21 protein-coding genes and 1 tRNA gene are annotated in these 21333 nt (G+C 42.9%); 17 read left to right on the top strand and 5 right to left on the bottom strand.

Going from position 1 to position 21333, the window contains the following annotated elements:
* Positions 1-71: 71 nt before the first annotated feature.
* The 5 genes from E2R53_RS15610 to E2R53_RS15590 all read left to right on the top strand — a co-directional run bounded on the left by E2R53_RS15610 (position 72) and on the right by E2R53_RS15590 (position 3791).
* The gene (locus tag E2R53_RS15610; protein WP_070876437.1) at positions 72-530 is read left to right on the top strand and encodes an 8-oxo-dGTP diphosphatase; all 459 of its coding nucleotides are present in this window, start codon (positions 72-74) and stop codon (positions 528-530) included.
* Between the two features lie 53 nt (positions 531-583).
* The gene (gene rapZ, locus E2R53_RS15605; RefSeq protein ID WP_070876436.1) at positions 584-1471 is read left to right on the top strand and encodes an RNase adapter RapZ; all 888 of its coding nucleotides are present in this window, start codon (positions 584-586) and stop codon (positions 1469-1471) included.
* Entirely contained in the window at positions 1472-2431 is a 960-nt protein-coding gene (locus tag E2R53_RS15600) for a gluconeogenesis factor YvcK family protein (protein WP_133312655.1), read from the top strand.
* Positions 2432-2557: 126 nt separating this feature from the next.
* Entirely contained in the window at positions 2558-3508 is a 951-nt protein-coding gene (gene whiA, locus E2R53_RS15595; RefSeq protein ID WP_133312654.1) for a DNA-binding protein WhiA, read from the top strand.
* 25 nt (positions 3509-3533) lie between these two features.
* The gene (locus E2R53_RS15590) at positions 3534-3791 is read left to right on the top strand and encodes an HPr family phosphocarrier protein (protein ID WP_133312653.1); all 258 of its coding nucleotides are present in this window, start codon (positions 3534-3536) and stop codon (positions 3789-3791) included.
* A 131-nt stretch (positions 3792-3922) separates the two neighbouring features.
* Here the strand turns inward: E2R53_RS15590 and clpP are convergent, their stop codons facing one another.
* The gene (clpP, locus tag E2R53_RS15585; RefSeq protein ID WP_070876430.1) at positions 3923-4522 is read right to left on the bottom strand and encodes an ATP-dependent Clp endopeptidase proteolytic subunit ClpP; all 600 of its coding nucleotides are present in this window, start codon (positions 4520-4522) and stop codon (positions 3923-3925) included.
* A 237-nt stretch (positions 4523-4759) separates the two neighbouring features.
* Positions 4760-4885, bottom strand: coding sequence for a hypothetical protein (locus tag E2R53_RS23605; protein WP_286166230.1), 126 nt, complete (start codon positions 4883-4885; stop codon positions 4760-4762).
* Positions 4886-5099: 214 nt separating this feature from the next.
* Here E2R53_RS23605 and E2R53_RS15580 point away from each other — a divergent pair.
* A tRNA-Arg gene (locus E2R53_RS15580) sits at positions 5100-5175 on the top strand.
* 289 nt (positions 5176-5464) lie between these two features.
* On the opposite strand, the gene yvfG is transcribed toward E2R53_RS15580, so the two are convergent.
* The gene (gene yvfG / locus E2R53_RS15575; protein ID WP_070878068.1) at positions 5465-5683 is read right to left on the bottom strand and encodes a protein YvfG; all 219 of its coding nucleotides are present in this window, start codon (positions 5681-5683) and stop codon (positions 5465-5467) included.
* A 78-nt stretch (positions 5684-5761) separates the two neighbouring features.
* Between yvfG and rpoN the strand changes: the two genes are divergently transcribed.
* From rpoN to eno, 8 genes are all read left to right on the top strand, one after another.
* Positions 5762-7081, top strand: a complete 1320-nt coding sequence (gene rpoN / locus E2R53_RS15570) for an RNA polymerase factor sigma-54 (protein WP_133312652.1) — start codon at positions 5762-5764, stop codon at positions 7079-7081.
* 14 nt (positions 7082-7095) lie between these two features.
* A complete protein-coding gene (locus E2R53_RS15565; protein WP_070878071.1) occupies positions 7096-7353 on the top strand; it encodes a glutaredoxin family protein in 258 nt (85 codons plus the stop codon).
* 222 nt (positions 7354-7575) lie between these two features.
* Positions 7576-8604 (top strand): sugar-binding transcriptional regulator, encoded by a 1029-nt coding sequence (locus tag E2R53_RS15560; protein WP_133312651.1) that lies wholly within the window; start codon positions 7576-7578, stop codon positions 8602-8604.
* 52 nt (positions 8605-8656) lie between these two features.
* Positions 8657-9664: a type I glyceraldehyde-3-phosphate dehydrogenase gene (gene gap, locus E2R53_RS15555; RefSeq protein ID WP_070878074.1), complete on the top strand. Its 1008-nt coding sequence runs from the start codon at positions 8657-8659 to the stop codon at positions 9662-9664.
* Positions 9665-9798: 134 nt separating this feature from the next.
* Positions 9799-10983, top strand: coding sequence for a phosphoglycerate kinase (locus tag E2R53_RS15550; protein WP_133312650.1), 1185 nt, complete (start codon positions 9799-9801; stop codon positions 10981-10983).
* Positions 10984-11097: 114 nt separating this feature from the next.
* Positions 11098-11859 carry a triose-phosphate isomerase gene (gene tpiA / locus E2R53_RS15545; protein WP_133312649.1) on the top strand — a complete coding sequence of 254 codons (762 nt, stop codon included), beginning with the start codon at positions 11098-11100 and terminating at the stop codon, positions 11857-11859.
* Positions 11852-13387 (top strand): 2,3-bisphosphoglycerate-independent phosphoglycerate mutase, encoded by a 1536-nt coding sequence (gpmI, locus tag E2R53_RS15540; protein ID WP_133312648.1) that lies wholly within the window; start codon positions 11852-11854, stop codon positions 13385-13387. The genes tpiA and gpmI overlap by 8 nt, the downstream gene beginning before the upstream one ends.
* A 25-nt stretch (positions 13388-13412) precedes the next feature.
* Positions 13413-14705, top strand: coding sequence for a phosphopyruvate hydratase (gene eno, locus E2R53_RS15535; RefSeq protein ID WP_070878081.1), 1293 nt, complete (start codon positions 13413-13415; stop codon positions 14703-14705).
* Between the two features lie 938 nt (positions 14706-15643).
* Here the strand turns inward: eno and E2R53_RS15530 are convergent.
* The gene (locus tag E2R53_RS15530; RefSeq protein WP_133312647.1) at positions 15644-16495 is read right to left on the bottom strand and encodes a nuclease-related domain-containing protein; all 852 of its coding nucleotides are present in this window, start codon (positions 16493-16495) and stop codon (positions 15644-15646) included.
* Between the two features lie 154 nt (positions 16496-16649).
* The gene (locus tag E2R53_RS15525) at positions 16650-17579 is read right to left on the bottom strand and encodes a DMT family transporter (RefSeq protein ID WP_133312646.1); all 930 of its coding nucleotides are present in this window, start codon (positions 17577-17579) and stop codon (positions 16650-16652) included.
* 182 nt (positions 17580-17761) lie between these two features.
* Between E2R53_RS15525 and secG the strand changes: the two genes are divergently transcribed.
* The 3 genes from secG (at position 17762) to rnr (ending at position 21313) form a co-directional block, all read left to right on the top strand.
* Positions 17762-17995: a preprotein translocase subunit SecG gene (gene secG, locus E2R53_RS15520; RefSeq protein WP_133312645.1), complete on the top strand. Its 234-nt coding sequence runs from the start codon at positions 17762-17764 to the stop codon at positions 17993-17995.
* Positions 17996-18164: 169 nt separating this feature from the next.
* The gene (locus tag E2R53_RS15515; protein ID WP_133312644.1) at positions 18165-18908 is read left to right on the top strand and encodes an alpha/beta hydrolase; all 744 of its coding nucleotides are present in this window, start codon (positions 18165-18167) and stop codon (positions 18906-18908) included.
* A 20-nt stretch (positions 18909-18928) separates the two neighbouring features.
* Positions 18929-21313: a ribonuclease R gene (gene rnr, locus E2R53_RS15510; protein ID WP_133312643.1), complete on the top strand. Its 2385-nt coding sequence runs from the start codon at positions 18929-18931 to the stop codon at positions 21311-21313.
* Positions 21314-21333: the final 20 nt, after the last annotated feature.

Here is a 21333-nt window from a genome sequence, read left to right as displayed (position 1 = left end):
TTTGAAATAGTATAATAAAAAGGGAGAAAATATGTTTAGACTACCCGAACGAACCCAGAGGTGAAAGACTTTTGCAAAGAGTAACGAATTGCGTTTTAGTACAGGACAATAAAATTCTTCTCCTGCAAAAACCGAGAAGAGGATGGTGGGTGGCGCCTGGCGGAAAAATGGAGCAGGGTGAATCGATTAAAGACACTGTCATCCGAGAATATCGCGAAGAAACAGGCATATATTTAAAAAACCCAAAAATTAAAGGGATCTTCACCTTTATTATTAAAGATGGAAATGAAATTGTGTCAGAGTGGATGATGTTTACATTTTTTGCTACTGAGTTTACAGGTGAGAATGTGGCAGAGTCTGAGGAAGGAAAGCTTAAGTGGCACTCATTAGATGAAGTAAGCGTTCTTCCGATGGCCCCAGGCGATCATCATATTCTTGAATTTATGATGAAGGGTGCAGGGCTGATTTATGGCACCTTTACTTACACACCTGATTTTGAACTGCTGGCATATCGATTAGATCCGCAGTAAACTTATCCATTCATTTATATAAAAGCGCGAAAAAGAGAGAGGAGGCAATCTGCATGAGTACAGGCAGTGTTCAGGATATTAAGATGGTGATTATTACAGGCATGTCAGGAGCAGGCAAAACGGTTGCCATTCAAAGCTTTGAAGATCTTGGTTATTTTTGTGTAGATAACCTGCCGCCTAATCTGCTTCCGAAGTTTCTTGAGCTGATGAAGGAATCCGGCTCTAAAATGAACAAAGTTGCACTTGTGATGGATTTGCGGGGACGTGAATTTTTTGAAAGCCTGTTTCAGGCGCTGGATGATATGGCAGAAAAGACTTGGATTAATCCTCAAATTCTTTTCCTGGATGCAAAGGATGCTACCCTTGTCACAAGATACAAGGAAACACGCAGGTCTCATCCATTAGCCACAACAGGCTTGCCTTTAGAAGGCATTAAAAACGAAAGAGAATTGCTTGAAGAGCTGAAAGGCCGCTCGCAGATGATTTTTGACACATCTGAATTGAAGCCTCGTGAACTGAGAGAAAAAATATTGAAGCAGTTTGCGGAAGATGCTGAGCATACTTTCTCAGTAAATGTGCTCTCGTTTGGTTTTAAATACGGAGTGCCGATTGATGCTGATTTAGTATTTGATGTCAGATTCCTGCCGAATCCGCATTATATCGATCATATGAGACCGAAAACAGGCCTTGAAGAGGAAGTTTCCTCATATGTTCTAAAATGGGCAGAGACTCAGAAGTTTTTAGAAAAGGTCCTGGATTTGCTTACCTTCATGCTGCCTTATTATAAAAGAGAAGGAAAAAGCCAGCTTGTCATTGCAATAGGATGCACAGGCGGCCAGCACCGTTCGGTAACACTGGCGGAACACATTGCGAAGCACTACAAAGATGATTATCAGACGCACGTATCACATCGTGATATTGAGCGCAGAAACCGTCATTAGATGACTGATACTGCAAATAGGCCAAAGGTTGTCATAATCGGCGGGGGTACCGGTTTGTCTGTACTTTTGCGGGGGTTAAAAGTATACCCTGTAGATATTACAGCAATTGTTACAGTTGCAGATGATGGCGGGAGCTCAGGCCGGCTCCGTGATGAACTCAAAATACCGCCGCCAGGTGACATTCGCAATGTGTTAGCTGCGCTTTCAGATGTTGAGCCGTTAGTAGAAGATTTATTTCAGCATCGTTTTAATAAAGGAAACAGTCTTACAGGGCACTCTCTAGGAAATCTTATCTTGGCAGCGATGACGAATATTACAGGCGACTTTTTCCATGCTGTAAGGGAAATGAGCAAAGTCCTTAATGTGCGCGGAAAAGTTCTGCCTGCTGCAAATCGAAGCGTTGTGCTTCACGCTGAAATGGAGGATGGATCGATTGTTTCAGGAGAATCGAAAATTCCATACTCCGGCAAGAAGATTAAACGGGTCTTTTTATCACCAGAATCCATTGAGCCTCTTGAAGAGACGATCGAAGTGATTCGCCAGGCTGATTTAATTCTCCTTGGTCCGGGGAGTTTGTACACAAGCATCCTGCCGAACCTTCTCGTTCCAAAAATCGGTGATGAAGTCTGCAAGGCGAAAGCGAAAAAGGTTTATATTTGCAATGTAATGACTCAGGCTGGTGAAACCCTTGATTTCACTGCAAGCGATCATGTAAAAGCTTTGAATGAACATATGAAATGCACGTTCATCGATACAATATTAGTGAATGATGAAGAAATTCCTGATATGATGAAAGCATTATATGCAGAAGAACTGGCTAAACCTGTTTATTATGACATTGAAGCATTGCGGGATTTAGGACTCGAAATCGTTCATGACAAGATTGTTTCCTATGAAAATAACGTTATCCGTCATGATACGGTGAAAGTTGCCAAGCTGCTGTATGATATGATCACTTAATAAATTAGGCTTTTTCAGGTAAATTACTGCTTTTCAGCCTGATGTCAGCAGCAATTTACGCGAAAAAGCCAAAAAAAATAAAGAGTGCAAACGAATGCATTCATAAGGATTGGAGGGTGCAGAAAGATGTCCTTTGCTTCTGAAACAAAGAAAGAATTAACCAACATAGAATCTAAAGCTTGTTGTTTAAAAGCGGAGTTATCTGCACTCATCCGAATGAACGGCTCTCTTTCTTTTTCGAATCGAAAATTAATCCTGGACATTCAAACCGAAAATGCAGCAATAGCTAGAAGAATATATACTCTCTTAAAAAAGCAGTATGACGTTTCTGTCGAGCTGCTTGTGCGGAAGAAAATGCGTTTGAAAAAGAATAACGTCTATATCGTTCGGCTGATAGAAAAAGCTCGTGAAATATTAGAGGACCTTGGAATACTCGGAGAGAACTTTACGTTTGAAAGAAGTATTTCCGAAGAGCTTGTTAAAAAGAAATGCTGCAAGCGATCCTATATAAGGGGTGCCTTTTTGGCAGGAGGATCGGTTAATAATCCGGAGACCTCATCCTATCATTTAGAGATTTTTTCATTATATAAAGAGCACAATGACTCTCTGTGTGAACTAATGAATACCTTCCATTTGAACAGCAAAACGCTCGAACGGAAAAAAGGATACATTACCTATTTGAAGGAAGCAGAAAAAATATCTGATTTTCTCAGCATCATCGGGGGACACCAGGCACTTCTCCGCTTTGAAGATGTGCGGATTGTCCGCGATATGAGAAACTCCGTCAACCGTCTCGTCAATTGTGAAACCGCTAACTTAAACAAAACAATTGGAGCAGCCATACGCCAAGTCGAGAATATTAAATTCATCGATGAAAAAATGGGTCTTGAAGCACTGCCCGACAAATTAAGCGAAATTGCACGTCTTCGGGTAGAGTATCAGGATGTAACGCTTAAAGAATTGGGTGAAATGGTTTCAAGCGGAAAAATCAGCAAGTCAGGCATCAATCACCGCCTGAGAAAGCTTGATGAAATTGCAGAACAGCTAAGAAATGGCCAGCCGGTAACGATCAAATAACAAGGGGAAAGAAGAGGGGATCCACATGGTTGAGAAACAGGTTGAAGTTCGTTTGAAGACAGGCTTACAAGCCCGTCCTGCAGCACTATTTGTACAAGAGGCTAATCGTTATTCATCAGACATCTTTTTAGAGAAAGACGGGAAAAAGGTGAACGCGAAGAGCATCATGGGGTTAATGAGCCTTGCAATCAGCACGGGTTCAGTGGTTACTCTTATCGCAGAAGGCCATGACGAGTCAGAAGCTTTAGAAGTTCTTTCTCAATACGTAAAGCAAGAAGCATAAAAAACGGCCATTGGCCGTTTTTTTGCTTAATTAGCGGACAGGTGAGCGGGTTTAGTGGATTTGTTCGAATTATTAGAGGGCTTCATCGCATAAAAAAACAGAACGACCCTTGGTCGTTCTGCTGTGTCTGATTATTTTTTATCAGGCAATGTATTGCGAGTCATCACTTTATCAATCAAGCCGTACTCAAGGGCACGTTCTGCCGTCATGAAGTTGTCGCGGTCTGTATCGCGTGCAATCACTTCGATTGGCTGGCCAGTGCGGTCAGCAAGAATTTGATTCAGCTTATCACGCAAGAACAAGATGCGTTTTGCAGCGATCTCAATTTCAGTTGCCTGACCTTGAGCTCCGCCAAGCGGCTGATGAATCATTACTTCACTGTTTGGAAGAGCATAGCGTTTGCCTTTTGCTCCTGCTGCAAGGAGGAATGCTCCCATTGAAGCGGCCATACCGATGCAGATTGTTGATACTTGCGGTTTAATGAACTGCATTGTATCGTAAATCGCCATACCGGCTGTGATTGAACCGCCAGGGCTGTTAATGTAGATAGAGATGTCTTTCTCTGGATCTTCAGCTTCCAGGAACAAAAGCTGTGATACAATTGAGTTTGCCACGTTATCGTCAATTCCGCTTCCAAGCATGATAATGCGGTCTTTTAAAAGACGTGAGTAAATGTCATATGCACGTTCACCGCGGTTCGTTTGTTCAATAACTGTAGGGATTAAATTCATCGTATTTCCTCCTTTTAAATAAAGGTAAATTTTATGTACTCTCATCATACAACTATGGTCAATAAAGGTCAAACGAAACGCTGTTCTTTGATGTTTTTTCTTGTACTTAATCGACGGATTTGTCTGTCGGGGCTAACCGGAATATTTCGCATTACACGGTGTCCAGCTCCACCTCCTAGTCCCTCGGCCAAAACGGCTCCGTCTGTAAAGGCAAAAAGCACCTTTTCAGCCGGATCCTTATTTGTCTGTCGGGCCTGACCAGTCGGTTCCGCTTTTCTTCGCTGACTGTAACCATGTTACCCAATTTTTCTTTTTTTCAAACGGGAGAAGCGCGGCTTGCAGGCCTTCTTCAGCAAGGTTCATTGTTCAGAGTTCTCCCGAAACTTTTGTAACGTATGTATTCGGCAGGCTCTTTAAAAAACCCTTTATATTTTCGTTCACCTGCCTGCCGTCTTTGAAGGATAAGTAAGCTATATCTGTGATTTTCTTCAGGAATTTACTCAGGTCCAAAAATACCGCTTGATACATGTGCTGGTTTTATCGTATAATAGCGCTACTGACTAATAAACTTTTATATGCGCTCGTAGCTCAGTTGGATAGAGCGGTGGTTTCCGGTACCACGTCTGTCGGAGGTTCGAATCCTCTCGAGCGCGTCACTTTTAGAAAGAGCTGGTTCTCATAACCAGCTCTTTCTTTTTTATTGTTCCGTGATAAAATTGACTAAAAAGAGTTTAAGCTATTGCAGGAAAGCCCGACATGACCAAATGATAATGAAAAAAAGCCCCGCCAGGTTAACCTGGCGGGGCATGTTTGAATGGAATTAGAAATAATATGTAAGAGTCCAGTAAGCCGCACTGGACAAGAAGTGTATATTGCCGTGCTTGACGACTCAACAATTCCTATTGTAAGGCATGAATCACATTTTGTGAACAGGTAAATTTTTCAATTATTTATAGATTTGATCGTATTGTAGGCCTCGTCCAAATTCTGGATCCGTTTTAAAACCACTGAGTTTTTTGTGAGCTGATCCTGAACCAGTGCGGATACGACTGATCGATAATAACGGTTCATGGCATCAAGCTTCGGAACATGACCTTCATTCTGTTTAATGTGCTCTTTAAAATTTTGCTCAAAGTAGGGCACTGAAAATAACTCACTCATTGATATCTCTCCTTTGAAGTTCTTTCCATACAATGATGGACCGTTTTCGTGTAAAATGAGAAGCAGGGGGAACGAACTATGGATATGAAAGTCGGTTTATTTCAAGAGCAATCATTAAAACTCAATATGACTCAAGAATTAAAGCAAGCGATTACTCTCCTTCAATATTCTTCTATGGAGCTTGCCTCCTATATAGAGGACCTTACCCTAGAAAATCCCCTCATCGAATTAAAAGAAAAGCCTGAATCAGGCGTATTGTATCATACCTCATCACGAACAAAAATGACAAGTTCATCAAAGAACAGCGATATGATTGAAAACGTATCGAGTCTTGGGACAACACTGCAGCAGCATTTGGAAGCACAGCTGCTTGGAATGAAGCTGACTCCATCAGAAAAGCGTACTCTTCATATTCTGATACAGGCTCTTGATCCTAACGGGTACATAGAGGCGGACCTTAGTGTGCTTTCCGACAAATTCAATTTAAGTGCTGATGAGTTAAATCAGCAGCTGACCGTCTTGCAAAAGCTAGACCCGGCAGGAGTAGGAGCAAGGAATCTGCAGGAATGCATTTCCATTCAGCTTGCAAGGCTGCCCCAACGAAATAAAACAGCCGAATTAATTGTGAAAGACTATTTCTACTTATTCGCAGAAAAATCATGGAAAGAGCTTGCAAAAAAAACAAAGCTTGATTTGAAAGAAATTCAAAACGTTCAGGATTTCATAAAAACGCTGCATCCTCGCCCTGGACTTGCCTATCATCACGTTCATGATAACTATATTGTTCCTGAGCTGACCGTAGCTAAAGTTCACGGGGAATGGCAAGTTATGTACAACGATGACATTTCTCCAAAGGTGGCCGTCAACTCTGCCTATGAATCTAATTTTTCTTCTATAGAAGATTCAGAAGTAAAGCATTATCTGACTGCTAAGCTCAATCAATGCAGATGGCTGATTAAAACGCTCAATCAGCGGAAAGAGACAATGATGAAAGTAATGAAAGAAATTGTCCGGAGACAGACGGACTTTTTCGAAAAAGGCGAATTATTCATGAAACCGCTGACATTAAAGGTGGTTGCTGATGCAATTGAAGTTCACGAATCTACTGTCAGCCGGACAGTTAGGGAAAAGTATGTTCAGACTCCTCATGGACTATATGAGCTGAAGTTTTTTTTCTCGAATGGTTTAGAGCAATCCTCACAGGAGATTACTTCTTCAACTGTAAAAACGATCATAGAACAAATGATCGAAAAGGAAGATAAGCTTGCGCCGCTGTCCGATCAGAAAATTGTATCCAAGCTTGCTGTTGATCATCAAATCGATGTATCAAGAAGAACGGTGGCCAAATACAGGGATCAGTTAGGCATTGCCTCATCTTCTGCAAGAAAACGATATTAGGATGTGTATATAGGATGCTTTTAAAAATATATTCGAGAACCAGCTGTCCTCTTTGTGTGGAAGCTCTAGAGGAGCTTGAAAAGTTGAAAGAGAGCATGGATATAGAAATCGAGGTCGTTGATATTTACAGCGACGATGCTCTGCTTGAACAGTATCAGCTCATGATTCCTGTCGTTGAATATGAGGGAATGGTGCTTGGATACGGTAAAATTAAAAAAGATTTTATAAGAAAGCGGTTACTTGATAAAAAGCAAGAAACAATAGTTGAATAAGCATTTTCACCCTGCTAAAATGAAAATATAGCAGGGATGATTTTTTTTAGGGATAGTGGGACATATTACGTCATAGAGGGACTCTTTTCGTCCCGTAGGATTTAATGGTTAAGGAAATATTCACATCTGTGTCTAGTTCCAGCGCCTAACGCCTCGGTCAGTACTGCTCTGTCGGAGCTGACCAAGGCGCTTCCGCTTTTCTATTTGAAAGGGAATTTGTACATGAGGTCAATTATAGAAGTCCAAAAAAAATTATTGCCTGATCTGCTTCAAGTTATGCAAAAACGTTATCAGATCCTTCAGTATATACGACTAATGCAGCCAATCGGACGTCGAAGTCTTTCATCTAGTCTCGGGATCAGTGAACGGGTTTTAAGAGGGGAAGTACAGTTTTTGAAAGATCAGAATCTGATCGATATTTTTTCCTCTGGCATGACATTAACGAAGGAAGGATCATCTCTGTTAAGAATTCTCGAAGAAACGATGAAAGATGTTTTAGGTTTAACGTTTTTGGAAAATACATTAAAGGAACGTTTAAATCTTAAAAACGTTATCGTCGTATCCGGAGACAGCGATCAGTTCTCATGGGTAAAGAAGGAAATGGGCAGGGCCTGTGTCGCATGCATAAAAGAGCGGCTTACAGGGGAAAATATCGTCGCTGTCACTGGTGGCACAACCATTGCCGCTGTTGCTGAAATGATGACGCCGGACAGTAAAAATCGCGAACAGCTGTATGTACCTGCCAGAGGCGGGCTTGGGGAGAATGTAGAAAACCAGGCTAATACAATCTGTGCAAAGATGGCTGAGAGAGCGATGGGAAACTACCGTCTGCTTCACGTTCCAGATCAGTTAAGCAAGGAAGCCTATCTCTCTATTATTGAGGAACCGTCGATTAAAGAGCTGCTTATGCTCATCAAATCTTCAAGTATGGTTGTTCATGGAATAGGAGACGCTAAGACAATGGCGGAACGCCGCAAAACGAAGCCTGATGATTACATAAAAATAGAGCAGGGTCAGGCAGTTGCAGAAGCGTTCGGGTATTATTTCAACCAGGAAGGCGAAGTTGTTCATAAAGTGCAGACAGTAGGTATGCAGCTGAACGATCTGGAAAAGATTCAAAACGTCATTGCAGTAGCTGGCGGAGCTTCAAAGGCCAAGGCAATCAGGGCTTACCTGAAGCAGGCAGCCGATTCCATTCTTATCACGGATGAAGGCGCCGCGAAAGAGTTAATAAGGGATCTTAATCCCTAATTATATAGTTTTTAAAAAAATCTCTCACTTATTTAAAGGAGGAAATTTCAACATGGCAGTAAAAATTGGTATTAACGGTTTTGGACGTATCGGACGTAACGTATTCCGTGCAGCACTTAAAAATCCTAACGTGGACGTTGTGGCGGTTAACGACTTAACAGACGCTAACATGCTTGCTCACCTTTTAAAATATGACTCAATTCATGGCAGATTAGATGCTGACGTGAAAGTAGACGGAAACAACCTAGTTGTTGACGGCAAAACAATCCAAGTATCAGCAGAGCGCGATCCTGCGAAATTATCTTGGGGCGAGCGCGGAGTAGAAGTAGTTGTTGAATCAACTGGTTTCTTCACTAAGCGTGCAGATGCTGCTAAGCACTTAGAAGCTGGCGCTAAAAAAGTTATCATCTCTGCTCCTGCAACAGATGAAGACATCACAATCGTTATGGGTGTTAACCATGACAAATATGACGCTGCAAGCCACGATGTTATCTCAAATGCATCATGTACTACTAACTGCTTAGCGCCATTCGCTAAAGTTCTTAACGACAAATTCGGCATCAAACGCGGTATGATGACAACTGTTCACTCATACACAAACGATCAGCAAATTCTTGACTTGCCGCACAAAGACTACCGTCGTGCTCGTGCAGCAGCTGAAAACATCATCCCAACTTCAACTGGAGCAGCTAAAGCAGTTTCTCTAGTATTGCCTGAGCTTAAAGGTAAATTAAACGGCGGAGCTATGCGTGTTCCAACTCCAAACGTTTCTTTAGTAGACTTAGTTGCTGAGCTTGACACTAACGTAACAGCTGAAGAAGTGAATGCAGCATTCAAAGAAGCTTCTGAAGGTGCATTAAAAGGAATTCTTAACTACAGCGAAGAGCCATTAGTTTCTGGAGACTACAATGGCGACCCAGCTTCTTCTACTATTGATGCTTTATCAACAATGGTTATGGAAGACAGCATGGTAAAAGTAATCTCTTGGTATGACAATGAGTCTGGCTACTCTAACCGTGTAGTAGACCTAGTTGATTACATCGCTTCTAAAGGTCTTTAATCCATAAGTCTCCCGAGACTTGGATTACAACCAAAACTAAGGTTATAATGAGTGCAAAGGGGAAGGGGAATACAGGCCCCCTCCCTTTTGCTTTGTATGCCAAACCATTCCAATTAAAGGAGGAATTCCTGAAGATGAACAAAAAGTCAGTAAAAGACATCGAGGTAAAAGGGAAAGTTGTCTTCTGCCGTGTTGATTTCAACGTGCCGATGAAAGATGGCCAAGTAACAGATGACACACGCATTCGTGCAGCAATACCTACAATTCAGTACTTAACAGAGCAAGGTGCAAAGGTTCTATTAGCAAGCCATTTAGGCCGTCCAAAAGGACAAGTTGTTGAGGAGCTTCGCTTAAACGCAGTTGCAGAGCGTCTTCAAGAATTACTTGGCAAAAATGTAGCGAAAGCAGACGAAGCTTATGGCGACTCTGTAAAAGCTGAAATCTCTAAAATGCAGGAAGGCGACGTACTTCTATTAGAAAACGTTCGTTTCTACCCTGGTGAAGAGAAAAATGATCCTGAGCTTGCAAAAGCATTCGCTGAGCTTGCTGATGTCTATGTAAATGACGCATTCGGAGCAGCACACCGTGCACACGCTTCAACTGCAGGCATTGCAGACCACATTCCGGCTGTAGCAGGATTCCTTTTGGAAAAAGAATTAGAAGTATTGGGCAAAGCATTATCAAACCCGGAGCGTCCGTTCACAGCAATTATCGGCGGAGCTAAAGTAAAAGACAAAATCGGTGTCATCGATCACCTCTTAGATAAAGTAGACAACATCATCATCGGCGGCGGACTTGCTTACACATTCATTAAAGCATTGGGCCACGAGGTTGGAAAATCTCTTCTTGAAGAAGATAAAGTTGAGCTTGCTAAATCGTTCATGGATAAAGCGAAGAAAAATGGCGTTAACTTCTACATGCCTGTTGACGTAGTTGTCGCGGATGATTTTTCAAATGATGCAAACATTAAAGTTGTGCCGATCGACAGCATTCCAAGTGATTGGGAAGGCTTAGATGCAGGTCCGAAATCCCGTGAAATCTATGCAGATGTTATTAAGAATTCAAAGCTTGTGATCTGGAACGGACCGCTTGGCGTATTTGAATTAGATGCATTTGCAGAGGGTACAAAATCTGTGGCTGTAGCACTTTCAGAAGCAAAAGATACATACACAGTCATCGGCGGAGGAGATTCTGCTGCTGCAGTTGAAAAATTCAACATGGCAGACAAAATGGATCACATTTCAACAGGCGGCGGAGCATCTCTTGAATTCATGGAAGGCAAAGAGCTTCCAGGAGTTGTCGCTTTAAACGATAAATAAGTTCTTTAACAAAATAGAGGCTGTGTGCACCAATCTGATGGTTTTTCCATTGCATGCAGCCATGATTGTAAAAGAGCCTAAATAAATTCTTGTGTGTTAAGGACGGTGTGCGTGATGAGAAAGCCAATTATCGCTGGTAACTGGAAAATGAACAAAGTAATGGGCGAAGCAGCAGCATTCATCGAAGAAGTAAAAGGTTTAGTTCCTTCTGCTGACAAAGTTGATGCTGTAGTTTGTGCACCTGCACTCTTTTTAGACCGCCTTGTAGAGGCTTCTAAAGGAACAGATGTCAAAATCGGCGCCCAAAACATGCATTTCGAAGAAAACGGTGCATATACAGGCGAAACAAGTCCTGTGGCACTTAAAGATCTAGGCGTAAGCTACGTGATCCTTGGTCACTCGGAGCGTCGTGAAATGTTTGCTGAAACAGATGAAACAGTTAACAAAAAGACGGCTGCTGCTTTCAAACATGGTCTAGTGCCGATCGTATGCTGCGGCGAAACGCTTGAAGAGCGTGAAGCAGGCAAAACAAATGATCTTGTAGGAGATCAAGTAACGAAAGCACTTGCTGGTTTAACAGACGAGCAATTAAAAGAAGTTGTCATCGCTTATGAGCCAATCTGGGCAATCGGCACTGGCAAATCTTCTTCTGCAAAAGATGCAAATGACGTTTGTTCACACATCCGTTCAGTTGTGGCAGAGAAATTTTCAAAAGAAGTGGCTGAAGCAGTCCGCATTCAATATGGCGGCAGCGTAAAGCCTGAAAACATCAAAGAATACATGGCTGAGTCTGACATCGACGGCGCTTTAGTCGGCGGAGCAAGTCTTGAGCCTCAATCTTTCTTACAGCTTTTGGAGGCAGGAAAACATGAGTAAGAAACCGGTAGCCTTAATTATCCTTGACGGGTTTGCACTTCGCAGCGAAGAGAAGGGTAATGCGGTTGTTCATGCAAAAAAACCAAACTTTGACCGATACTGGAATCAGTATCCTCACGCTACTTTAACGGCAAGCGGCGAAGCAGTCGGCCTGCCAGAAGGACAGATGGGGAATTCAGAGGTCGGGCATTTAAACATCGGTGCCGGCCGCATCGTTTATCAAAGCTTGACGCGCGTGAACGTAGCCATCCGTGAAGGTCAATTTGAGAAAAATGAAACCTTCCTTTCAGCAATGAATCACGTGAAAGAAAACGGCACAAACCTTCATGTTTTTGGATTGCTTTCTGATGGAGGCGTCCATAGCCATATTAATCACCTTTTTGCTTTGCTCAGACTGGCAAAAGAAGAAGGCGTCAAAAATGTTTATATCCATGGCTTCCTTGACGGACGTGATGTTGGTCCGCAAACAGCAGAAGGATATATTAAGCAATTGAACGAAAAAATTGAAGAGTATGGTGTTGGTGCAATTGCAACCCTCTCAGGCCGTTATTACTCTATGGACCGGGACAAGCGCTGGGATCGTGTTGAAAAAGCGTACCGCGCAATGGTATACGGCGAGGGCCCAGCTTATACGAATCCGCTTGACTTAGTGGAGGATTCATATAAAAATGGAATCCACGACGAGTTCGTTCTTCCTTCTGTTATGACAAAAGAAGACGGCTCTCCTGTTGCAACAATCAGCGAAAACGATGCGGTTATTTTCTACAATTTCCGCCCGGATCGCGCAATTCAGATTTCAAACACATTTACAAACGAAGACTTCCGTTCATTTGACCGTGGACCAAAGCATCCGAAAAACCTGCATTTTGTATGTTTGACTCATTTTAGTGAAACTGTTGACGGGTATGTTGCATTTAAAGCAACGAACTTGGATAACACACTAGGTGAAGTTCTTTCGCAAAACGGTTTAACCCAGCTTCGGATTGCTGAGACGGAAAAATACCCGCATGTAACATTCTTCATGAGCGGCGGACGTGAAGCGGAATTCCCTGGTGAAGAACGCATCCTGATTGATTCACCAAAAGTCGCAACCTATGACTTGAAGCCTGAGATGAGTGCCTACGAAGTAACGGACGCGTTGCTTGGCGAAATCGAAGCGGACAAGCATAACGCGATCATTCTGAATTTCGCCAACCCAGATATGGTTGGACATTCAGGCATGCTTGAACCAACGATTAAAGCGATTGAAACAGTTGATGAATGTCTTGGCAAAATCGTTGATGCGATTCTTGCAAAAGGCGGAACAGCTATTATTACAGCGGACCATGGAAATGCTGATGAAGTGACAACCTTAGAAGGTACACCAATGACAGCACATACAACAAATCCAGTTCCTGTAATCGTAACAAAGGAAGTTGCAGGCTTAAGAGAAGATGGAATTCTTGGCGACTTAGCGCCAACCATGCTCGACTTGCTTGGAGTAGACCTTCCGAAAGAAATGACAGGTAAATCATTACTTAAAAAATAACCATTTAAAAGGAGAGAAATAAATTATGCCATATATTGTTGATGTATTTGCTCGCGAAGTATTAGACTCACGCGGTAACCCGACAGTTGAAGTAGAAGTACACACAGAAACAGGTGCTATGGGCCGTGCATTGGTTCCATCTGGCGCATCTACTGGTGAATACGAAGCAGTAGAACTGCGTGACGGCGACAAATCCCGTTACCTTGGAAAAGGCGTATTGAACGCTGTTAAAAACGTAAACGAAGTAATCGCTCCTGAATTATTAGGTTTCGACGTAACTGAGCAAGTTGCAATCGATCACCTTCTAATCGAGCTTGACGGCATGGAAAACAAAGGTAAATTAGGTGCGAACGCAATCCTTGGCGTATCTATGGCAGCAGCTCGTGCAGCAGCTGAATTCCTAGGTCTTCCACTTTACCAATACCTTGGCGGATTCAACGCTAAAACATTGCCAGTACCTATGATGAACATCATCAACGGCGGAGAGCATGCTGATAACAACGTTGACATTCAAGAATTCATGGTTATGCCGGTTGGAGCAGAAGATTTCCACGAAGCACTTCGCATGGGTGCTGAAATCTTCCACAGCCTGAAATCAGTTCTTCAAGGCAAAGGCCTTAACACAGCTGTAGGTGACGAAGGCGGATTCGCTCCAAACCTTGGATCTAACGAAGAAGCTCTTCAAACAATCATCGAAGCAATCGAAAAAGCCGGCTACAAACCTGGCGAGCAAGTAAAACTTGCTATGGACGTTGCAGCTTCTGAAATCTTCAACAAAGAAGACGGCAAATACCACTTATCAGGCGAAGGTGTTGTAAAAACATCTGCTGAAATGGTAGACTTCTACGAAGATCTAGTTTCTAAATACCCAATCATCTCAATCGAAGACGGATTGGATGAAAACGACTGGGAAGGCCACAAACTATTAACTGAGCGCCTTGGCGACAAAGTTCAATTAGTTGGTGACGACCTATTCGTTACAAACACTAAGAAGCTTGCTGAAGGTATTGAAAAAGGAATCAGCAACTCAATCCTTATCAAAGTGAACCAAATCGGTACATTAACTGAAACATTTGATGCGATCGAAATGGCTAAACGCGCTGGCTACACAGCTGTAATCTCTCACCGTTCTGGTGAAACAGAAGACAGCACAATTGCTGACATCGCTGTAGCAACTAACGCTGGCCAAATCAAAACTGGTGCCCCGTCACGTACTGACCGTGTTGCAAAATACAACCAGCTTCTTCGCATCGAAGATCAGCTAGGTGACACAGCTCGTTACGATGGAATCCACACTTTCTACAACATTAAAAAATAATGAATGAATAAGAAACCGCCCGGGATTTTGATTCCGGGCGGTTTTTTTTGTGTGGGTACGGGTGGTGTTACGCATTGTTGATGGTTAGTTAACAGCATAAAGTGAAAATGTCGCTCTGCAGGAAGTGTGCTAAACCTGGGATAACAGCACAAAGTGCAAGTGGAGATCTTTGGGAAGTGCGCTAAACCGGAGTTAACAGCACAAAGTGCAAGTGGAGATCTCTAGGAAGTGCGTTAAACCCATGTTTACAGCACAAAGTGCAAGTGGTGATCTTTAGGAAGTGCACTAAACCCTAGTTTGCAGCACAAAGTGGAAATGCAGATCTGCAGGAAGTGCGCTAAACCGGAGTTAACAGCACAAAGTGAGGAGACCGCTCCACAGAAAGTGCGCTAAACCGGAGTTAACAGCACAAAGTGAGGAGACAGCTCCACCGGAAGTACACTAAACAGGAGTTAACAGCACAAAGTGAGGAGACCGCTCCACCGAAAGTGCGCTAAACCGGAGTTAACAGCACAAAGTGAGGAGACCGCTTCACCGGAAGTACACTAAACCGGAGTTAACAGCACAAAGAGAGGAGACCGCTTCACCGGAAGTACACTAAACAGGAGTTAACAGCACAAAGTGAGGAGACCGCTCCACCGAAAGTGCACTAAACCGGAGTTACCAGCACAAAGTGAGGAGGCCGCTCCACCGAAAGTGCACTAAACCGGAGTTACCAGCACAAAGTGAGGAGGCCGCTCCACCGAAAGTCCGCTAAACCGGAGTTAACAGCACAAAGTGATGAGACCGCTCCACCGAAAGTGCACTAAACCGGAGTTAACAGCATAAAGTGAGGAGACCGCTCCACCGAAAGTGCGCTAAACCGGAGTTAACAGCACAAAGTGAGGAGACCGTTCCACCGAAAGTGCGCTAAACCGGAGTTAACAGCACAAAACAGGTTATTTTACCTCTTCATAATGATTGCCCCTTGCAAGACCAACTTTTACAAAATTCTCTTTTAGTATTTTTTGAATGGATCTGCTATTTTTTATATTTCCGCACCAATTGTGTATTTGTTCAGATGTTATCTTTTTTTCAGGAAACAACAAACGAAACTCCTCCACACTTCTCAAAATGCTGTTTTTATACCTTTCCATATGCCTGCATCTTTCACATATCAACTGAGTCTTACTAAAAACCTCCATCCCCAGCCTCCCGCAGCCCCCGCATACAATCCCCTTCCGCAAGTCCTCATATTTAAACTCAGGACGCCGTTCATATGGGGATTTTTCCACATGAAGTGACAAAAGCTTCTCCGCAAGCTTCGAGTGAAACCCATTGGATAAACGGACATTTTTAAGCCTTTGAGAAAAACGATTCCATTGAGATGGGAAGATCAGTGGGGAGTGTAGAGGAGCATGATACAAGTGAAATTCAGGGTTTACAAATACCACATAGGCTTCCACCGGCAGTGAACATTTTAAAATTTGAAGCTGCCTCCTGAGCAGAGATTCGCATCTTTTAAGCTGCAAAATGGGATTTTGGATCTCTGATTTTGTGGCGCAGGACATCCATTCTTCTTTTTCAGTGGAATGGTCTCCTGACAGGTTTTTCACTTCAAAGAGATAGATTTTTTGCGGAGCAATGTATAAGGAATCCATTTGATAGTGGCTTCCGCCTGTGACAAAGAGGAGATCATTTAAAATAAGCCCATCTCCTGCGGGCTCTATCCACCCATCAAAGATCTTCTCTCCCTCGTAGCCGCTTTCAAGGTATTGGAAGAGTTTCTGGTCTGCTCCCGCTAACTCCATTCGTGCATTCAAACTTCTATATGTTCTCAGTTCCGCAGATTCACATCTCTCTTTTAAAATTATTCAAATCACCTCCTTTGCCCCATAATAAAACCAACCCATCCATCACGCAAATCACAAAAATCAAATTGTGTCTGCAAAAAAAGCACCTCCCTCACCCGGAGGAAGATGCTTCATTCTTATGATGACGGTGCCGGTACCGAAACTCCTCATACGCTCCTGAGCCCAAAATAACCCCGGATACAATAAACAAGAGCCCTATTAAATGCGACGGGTAAATGGCCTCATGCAGGATCAGAGCCGATCCAGCGAGTGCAAAGAATGTACTTAAATTCATAAAGATTGATGTTTCGGCCGGACCAACCATTCCGATGGCAAAGTTATAGGTCATGTGTCCAATCGCTGTCGCAAGAATGGCAGAGGTGAAAAAGACTCCCCAGACTGCAGGCGTTCCGTGAAACAGGCTCTCAATTCCTCCAGGCTCTGTGATCAGACTGATGATAAATAAAACAAGAGATCCAAAGAACAGCATATAGCCTGTCATTAAGCGAGGATCGAGCGTTCGGCACGCTTTTTTTATAATAATGAAGCTGCAGGCCTGTGTAAAAATGGAGATGAAGATGTAGATATCTCCTGTATTCATATTGCTGATGCCTTTGCTTCCTGCTAAAATGGTAAATCCTACTCCTGTAAGTCCCAGCACAAATCCTGTAAAACGGATGATGGTCAGTCTTTGATTAAGAAAGAGAATCGATAAGATAGCTGTAAGCATAGGACCGAGGCCGAGTATTAAACCGCCATTTGTAGAAGTAGTCATTGTAAGTCCTACAGAAAGGAAATAATGATGACACACAACGTTCAGCACGCCGCCCCCTGCAATATACATGGTTTCCTTAAGAGTCGGTTTGCGGAAAAGTTTTAAAAAAGATAAGATAATCAGTACACAAATACTTGCTGTGAAAATTCGTACGGCTGTTACTGTAACGGGCATAAAGCTATCAACAATGATTTTGAGTAAAGGCACATTCAGTCCCCAAATGAGCATAACACCGATCAAGATAAGATAGATGCGTGTGTTTTTCAAGGTTTTCCCTTCTTTCTGCAAAACTATCTAAGTAGCATATCATAAAGGAAGCTTTTCCCTCAAAAGAATTGTTTCGGAATGCTAAGAATAAAGATTGGACAAACGATCGAATGATAGTGACATTTGACCACCAATATGGTAAATTGAAAATAATGCTAACCGGGTTCTAGGAGGTGTCGTCCATGCACATTTTATTAATCACATTACTTGTAATCGTAAGTATTGCTCTTATTACTGTTGTTTTACTTCAGTCAGGCAAAAGTGCTGGTTTATCAGGTGCTATCTCCGGAGGAGCTGAACAGCTTTTCGGAAAACAAAAAGCACGCGGAATGGATTTGGTTCTTCATCGTGCGACAGTCGTATTGTCTGTACTTTTCTTCTTATTGACGATTGCGGTGTCATACGCCGGATTTTAATACATGACATTGATCGAACGGGGGTCTGATTCTTATCAGACTCCCTTTTGTCATTTATCCAGAATCCCTTGCCGAATCAACATTTTTGCCCTTTAATCAAACGTTTGTTTAAATAGAAACAGATGATGGAACCTTATAAATAGATGCTTACATAAAAGGAGTTTTTAATATGAAGAGAGTTTTGCCAAAACCATTTATATTTGAAGGCGGAGACCGTGCCGTTCTGCTGCTTCACGGTTTTACGGGCAACACAGCTGACGTCAGGATGCTTGGACGCTATTTAAATGAGAGAGGATATACATGCCATGCCCCCCAATACAAAGGCCATGGCGTGCCGCCTGAAGAGCTTGTGCACACTGGTCCTGAAGATTGGTGGAAGGACGTTTTGGAAGGCTATAATCTGCTGAAAGAGCGCGGCCATGAATCGATTGCAGTTGCCGGGTTATCCCTTGGCGGTGTGTTTTCTGTGAAATTGGGTTACACTGTACCTGTAAAGGGTATTGTTCCGATGTGCGCCCCTATGTATATCAAGAATGAAGAAGTGATGTACAAGGGTATTTTAGAGTATGCCCGCAACTTTAAGAAATTCGAAGGAAAATCAGAGGCAGAGATCGAAGAGGAAATGAAGCGATTTGAGAAAACGCCGATGAATACACTGAGGGCTCTACAGGAACTGATTGCAGATGTGAGGAACAATGTGGATATGGTTTATTCGCCGGCATTTGTCGCTCAAGCGAGACACGACCACATGATTAATACAGATAGTGCAAATATTATTTATAACGAAGTAGAATCTGATAATAAGCATTTAAAATGGTACGAAGAATCAGGACATGTCATCACACTGGATAAAGAGCGCGATCAGCTCCATGCAGATGTTTATGAGTTTTTAGAAAGTCTTGATTGGCAATAATCCCAAAAGGAGGGACGCAAATGGATAATAATATGAAGATACATATTGATAAACTGCTTTCTTTTATGAAAGAAGAGGCATACAAGCCTTTAACCGTCCAGGAGCTTGAAGAAGCGTTTGGAATTGAGGATTCTTCTGAATTCAAGGAGTTTGTAAAAGCTCTTGTCACGATGGAGGAACAAGGTCTGGTTGTGCGCACAAGAAGCAACCGCTATGGTTTGCCTGAACGAATGAATTTAATCCGCGGAAGAGTCAGCGGACATGCGAAAGGATTTGCCTTTGTCATTACAGAGGATCCAAATCAGGGAGATGTGTTTATTCCGCCAAGCGAGCTTGGTAATGCCATGCACGGAGATACTGTCCTGGTCAGAGTAAGCACAGAATCCAGCGGAAGCAGGCAGGAAGGCACAGTCATCCGCATCGTTGAGCGCGGTCTGAAAGAGGTTGTCGGAACCTATACAGAAAGCAAAAACTTCGGTTTTGTCATTCCTGACGATAAAAAGATTCCAAATGATATTTTCATCCCTAAAAAAGCTTCAAATGGGGCGATTGAAGGACACAAAGTGGTCGTTCATCTGACAACATACCCAGAAGGAAGAATGAGTGCAGAAGGCGAAGTTATTGCGATTCTTGGTCATAAAAATGATCCAGGCGTTGATATCTTGTCTGTTATTCATAAGCATGGGCTGCCTCAGGCTTTCCCGGTGGAGGTTCTGGAACAGGCAAATGATGTTCCTGAAACGATCAGTGAAGAGGATATCAAGGACCGCAGGGATCTACGCAATGAAGTCATTGTCACAATTGACGGCGCGGATGCAAAAGATCTTGATGATGCGGTTACAGTAACAGAGCTTGAAAACGGAAATTACAAATTAGGCGTTCATATTGCAGATGTCAGTCATTATGTAACAGAGAACTCGCCAATTGATAAAGAAGCATTGGAGCGCGCAACGAGCGTTTATTTAGTTGACCGCGTTATTCCGATGATTCCGCACCGTTTATCAAACGGAATTTGTTCTCTTAATCCTAAAGTAGATCGTCTGACGCTTTCTTGTGAGATGGAGATCAACAGCCAAGGGGAAGTCGTAAAGCACGAAATATTCCAAAGCGTGATCAAAACGACTGAACGCATGACGTATTCCGATGTAAAGGAAATTCTGGTCGATCAAAAACCTGAACTGCTTGAGAAATATGAAGCGCTTGTGCCGATGTTTCAGCGAATGGAGAAGCTTGCGCAAATTCTCCGCAACAAAAGAATGACTCGCGGAGCGATTGATTTTGATTTTAAAGAAGCAAAGGTACTTGTTGATAAAGAAGGAAAGCCCTATGACGTAGTAATACGAGAGCGCACAGTCGCCGAACGCCTGATTGAAGAATTTATGCTGCTTGCAAACGAAACGGTTGCCGAGCATTTCCACTGGATGAAGGTTCCGTTTATTTACCGTATCCATGAAGAACCAAATGCTGAAAAGCTGCAGAGGTTCCTAGAATTTGTGACTAACTTTGGATACTCTGTAAAAGGAACAGCAAACACGATTCACCCTCGTGCCCTGCAGGATATCCTTGATGATGTAGCGGGACAGCCTGAGGAAATGGTCATCTCGACGGTCATGCTGAGATCGATGAAACAGGCTAAGTACGATCCGGAAAGTCTGGGGCATTTTGGCCTTTCGACTGAGTTCTATACTCATTTCACATCACCGATCCGCCGTTATCCGGATTTAATTGTCCATCGCTTAATCCGCACCTACTTAATTGAAGGAAAGGTGGATGAAGCAACAAAAACAAAATGGGCAGAAAAAATGGATATGATTGCGGATCAGTCATCGAATATGGAGCGCCGTGCAGTTGATGCAGAGCGTGAAACAGATGACCTTAAGAAAACAGAATACATGCTTGATAAAGTCGGGGAAGAATATGACGGCATTATCAGCTCAGTAACAAACTTCGGAATGTTCGTTGAGCTTCCTAATACAATCGAAGGCCTCGTACACGTCAGCTATCTGACCGACGATTATTACCGTTATGATGAGCGCAATTACGCGATGATCGGCGAACGGACAGGAACTGTCTACCGCATTGGTGACGAGATTACAGTACGCGTAGTCAATGTAAACAAAGATGAACGCGCTGTTGATTTTGAAATCGTCGGGATGAAAGGGACAAGACGCCGTCAGCCGAATGATGCTCCTAAAGTGATTAAAGGAGACCGCGGGAAACGAAGCGGTGCTAAAGAGGGCAGAGGCAGAAGGAAATCATCAGATGACAGAAAGGCACCTGCAGAGCGAAGCGGCAGTGTTGATGATGGCTGGAGCAATCAAAACCCGAACAAAAAGAAGAAGAAGAAAAAATCTTTTCAAAATGCTCCTGCAAGCAAACGAAAAGTGAAAAAGAAAAAACGTTAAGCTTTAGTATGCTGAATAGA

The organism is Peribacillus frigoritolerans, assembly GCF_004358755.1.
Lineage (GTDB): Bacteria > Bacillota > Bacilli > Bacillales > Bacillaceae > Bacillus_P.
This window is presented reverse-complemented; position numbering and strand designations above follow the sequence as displayed.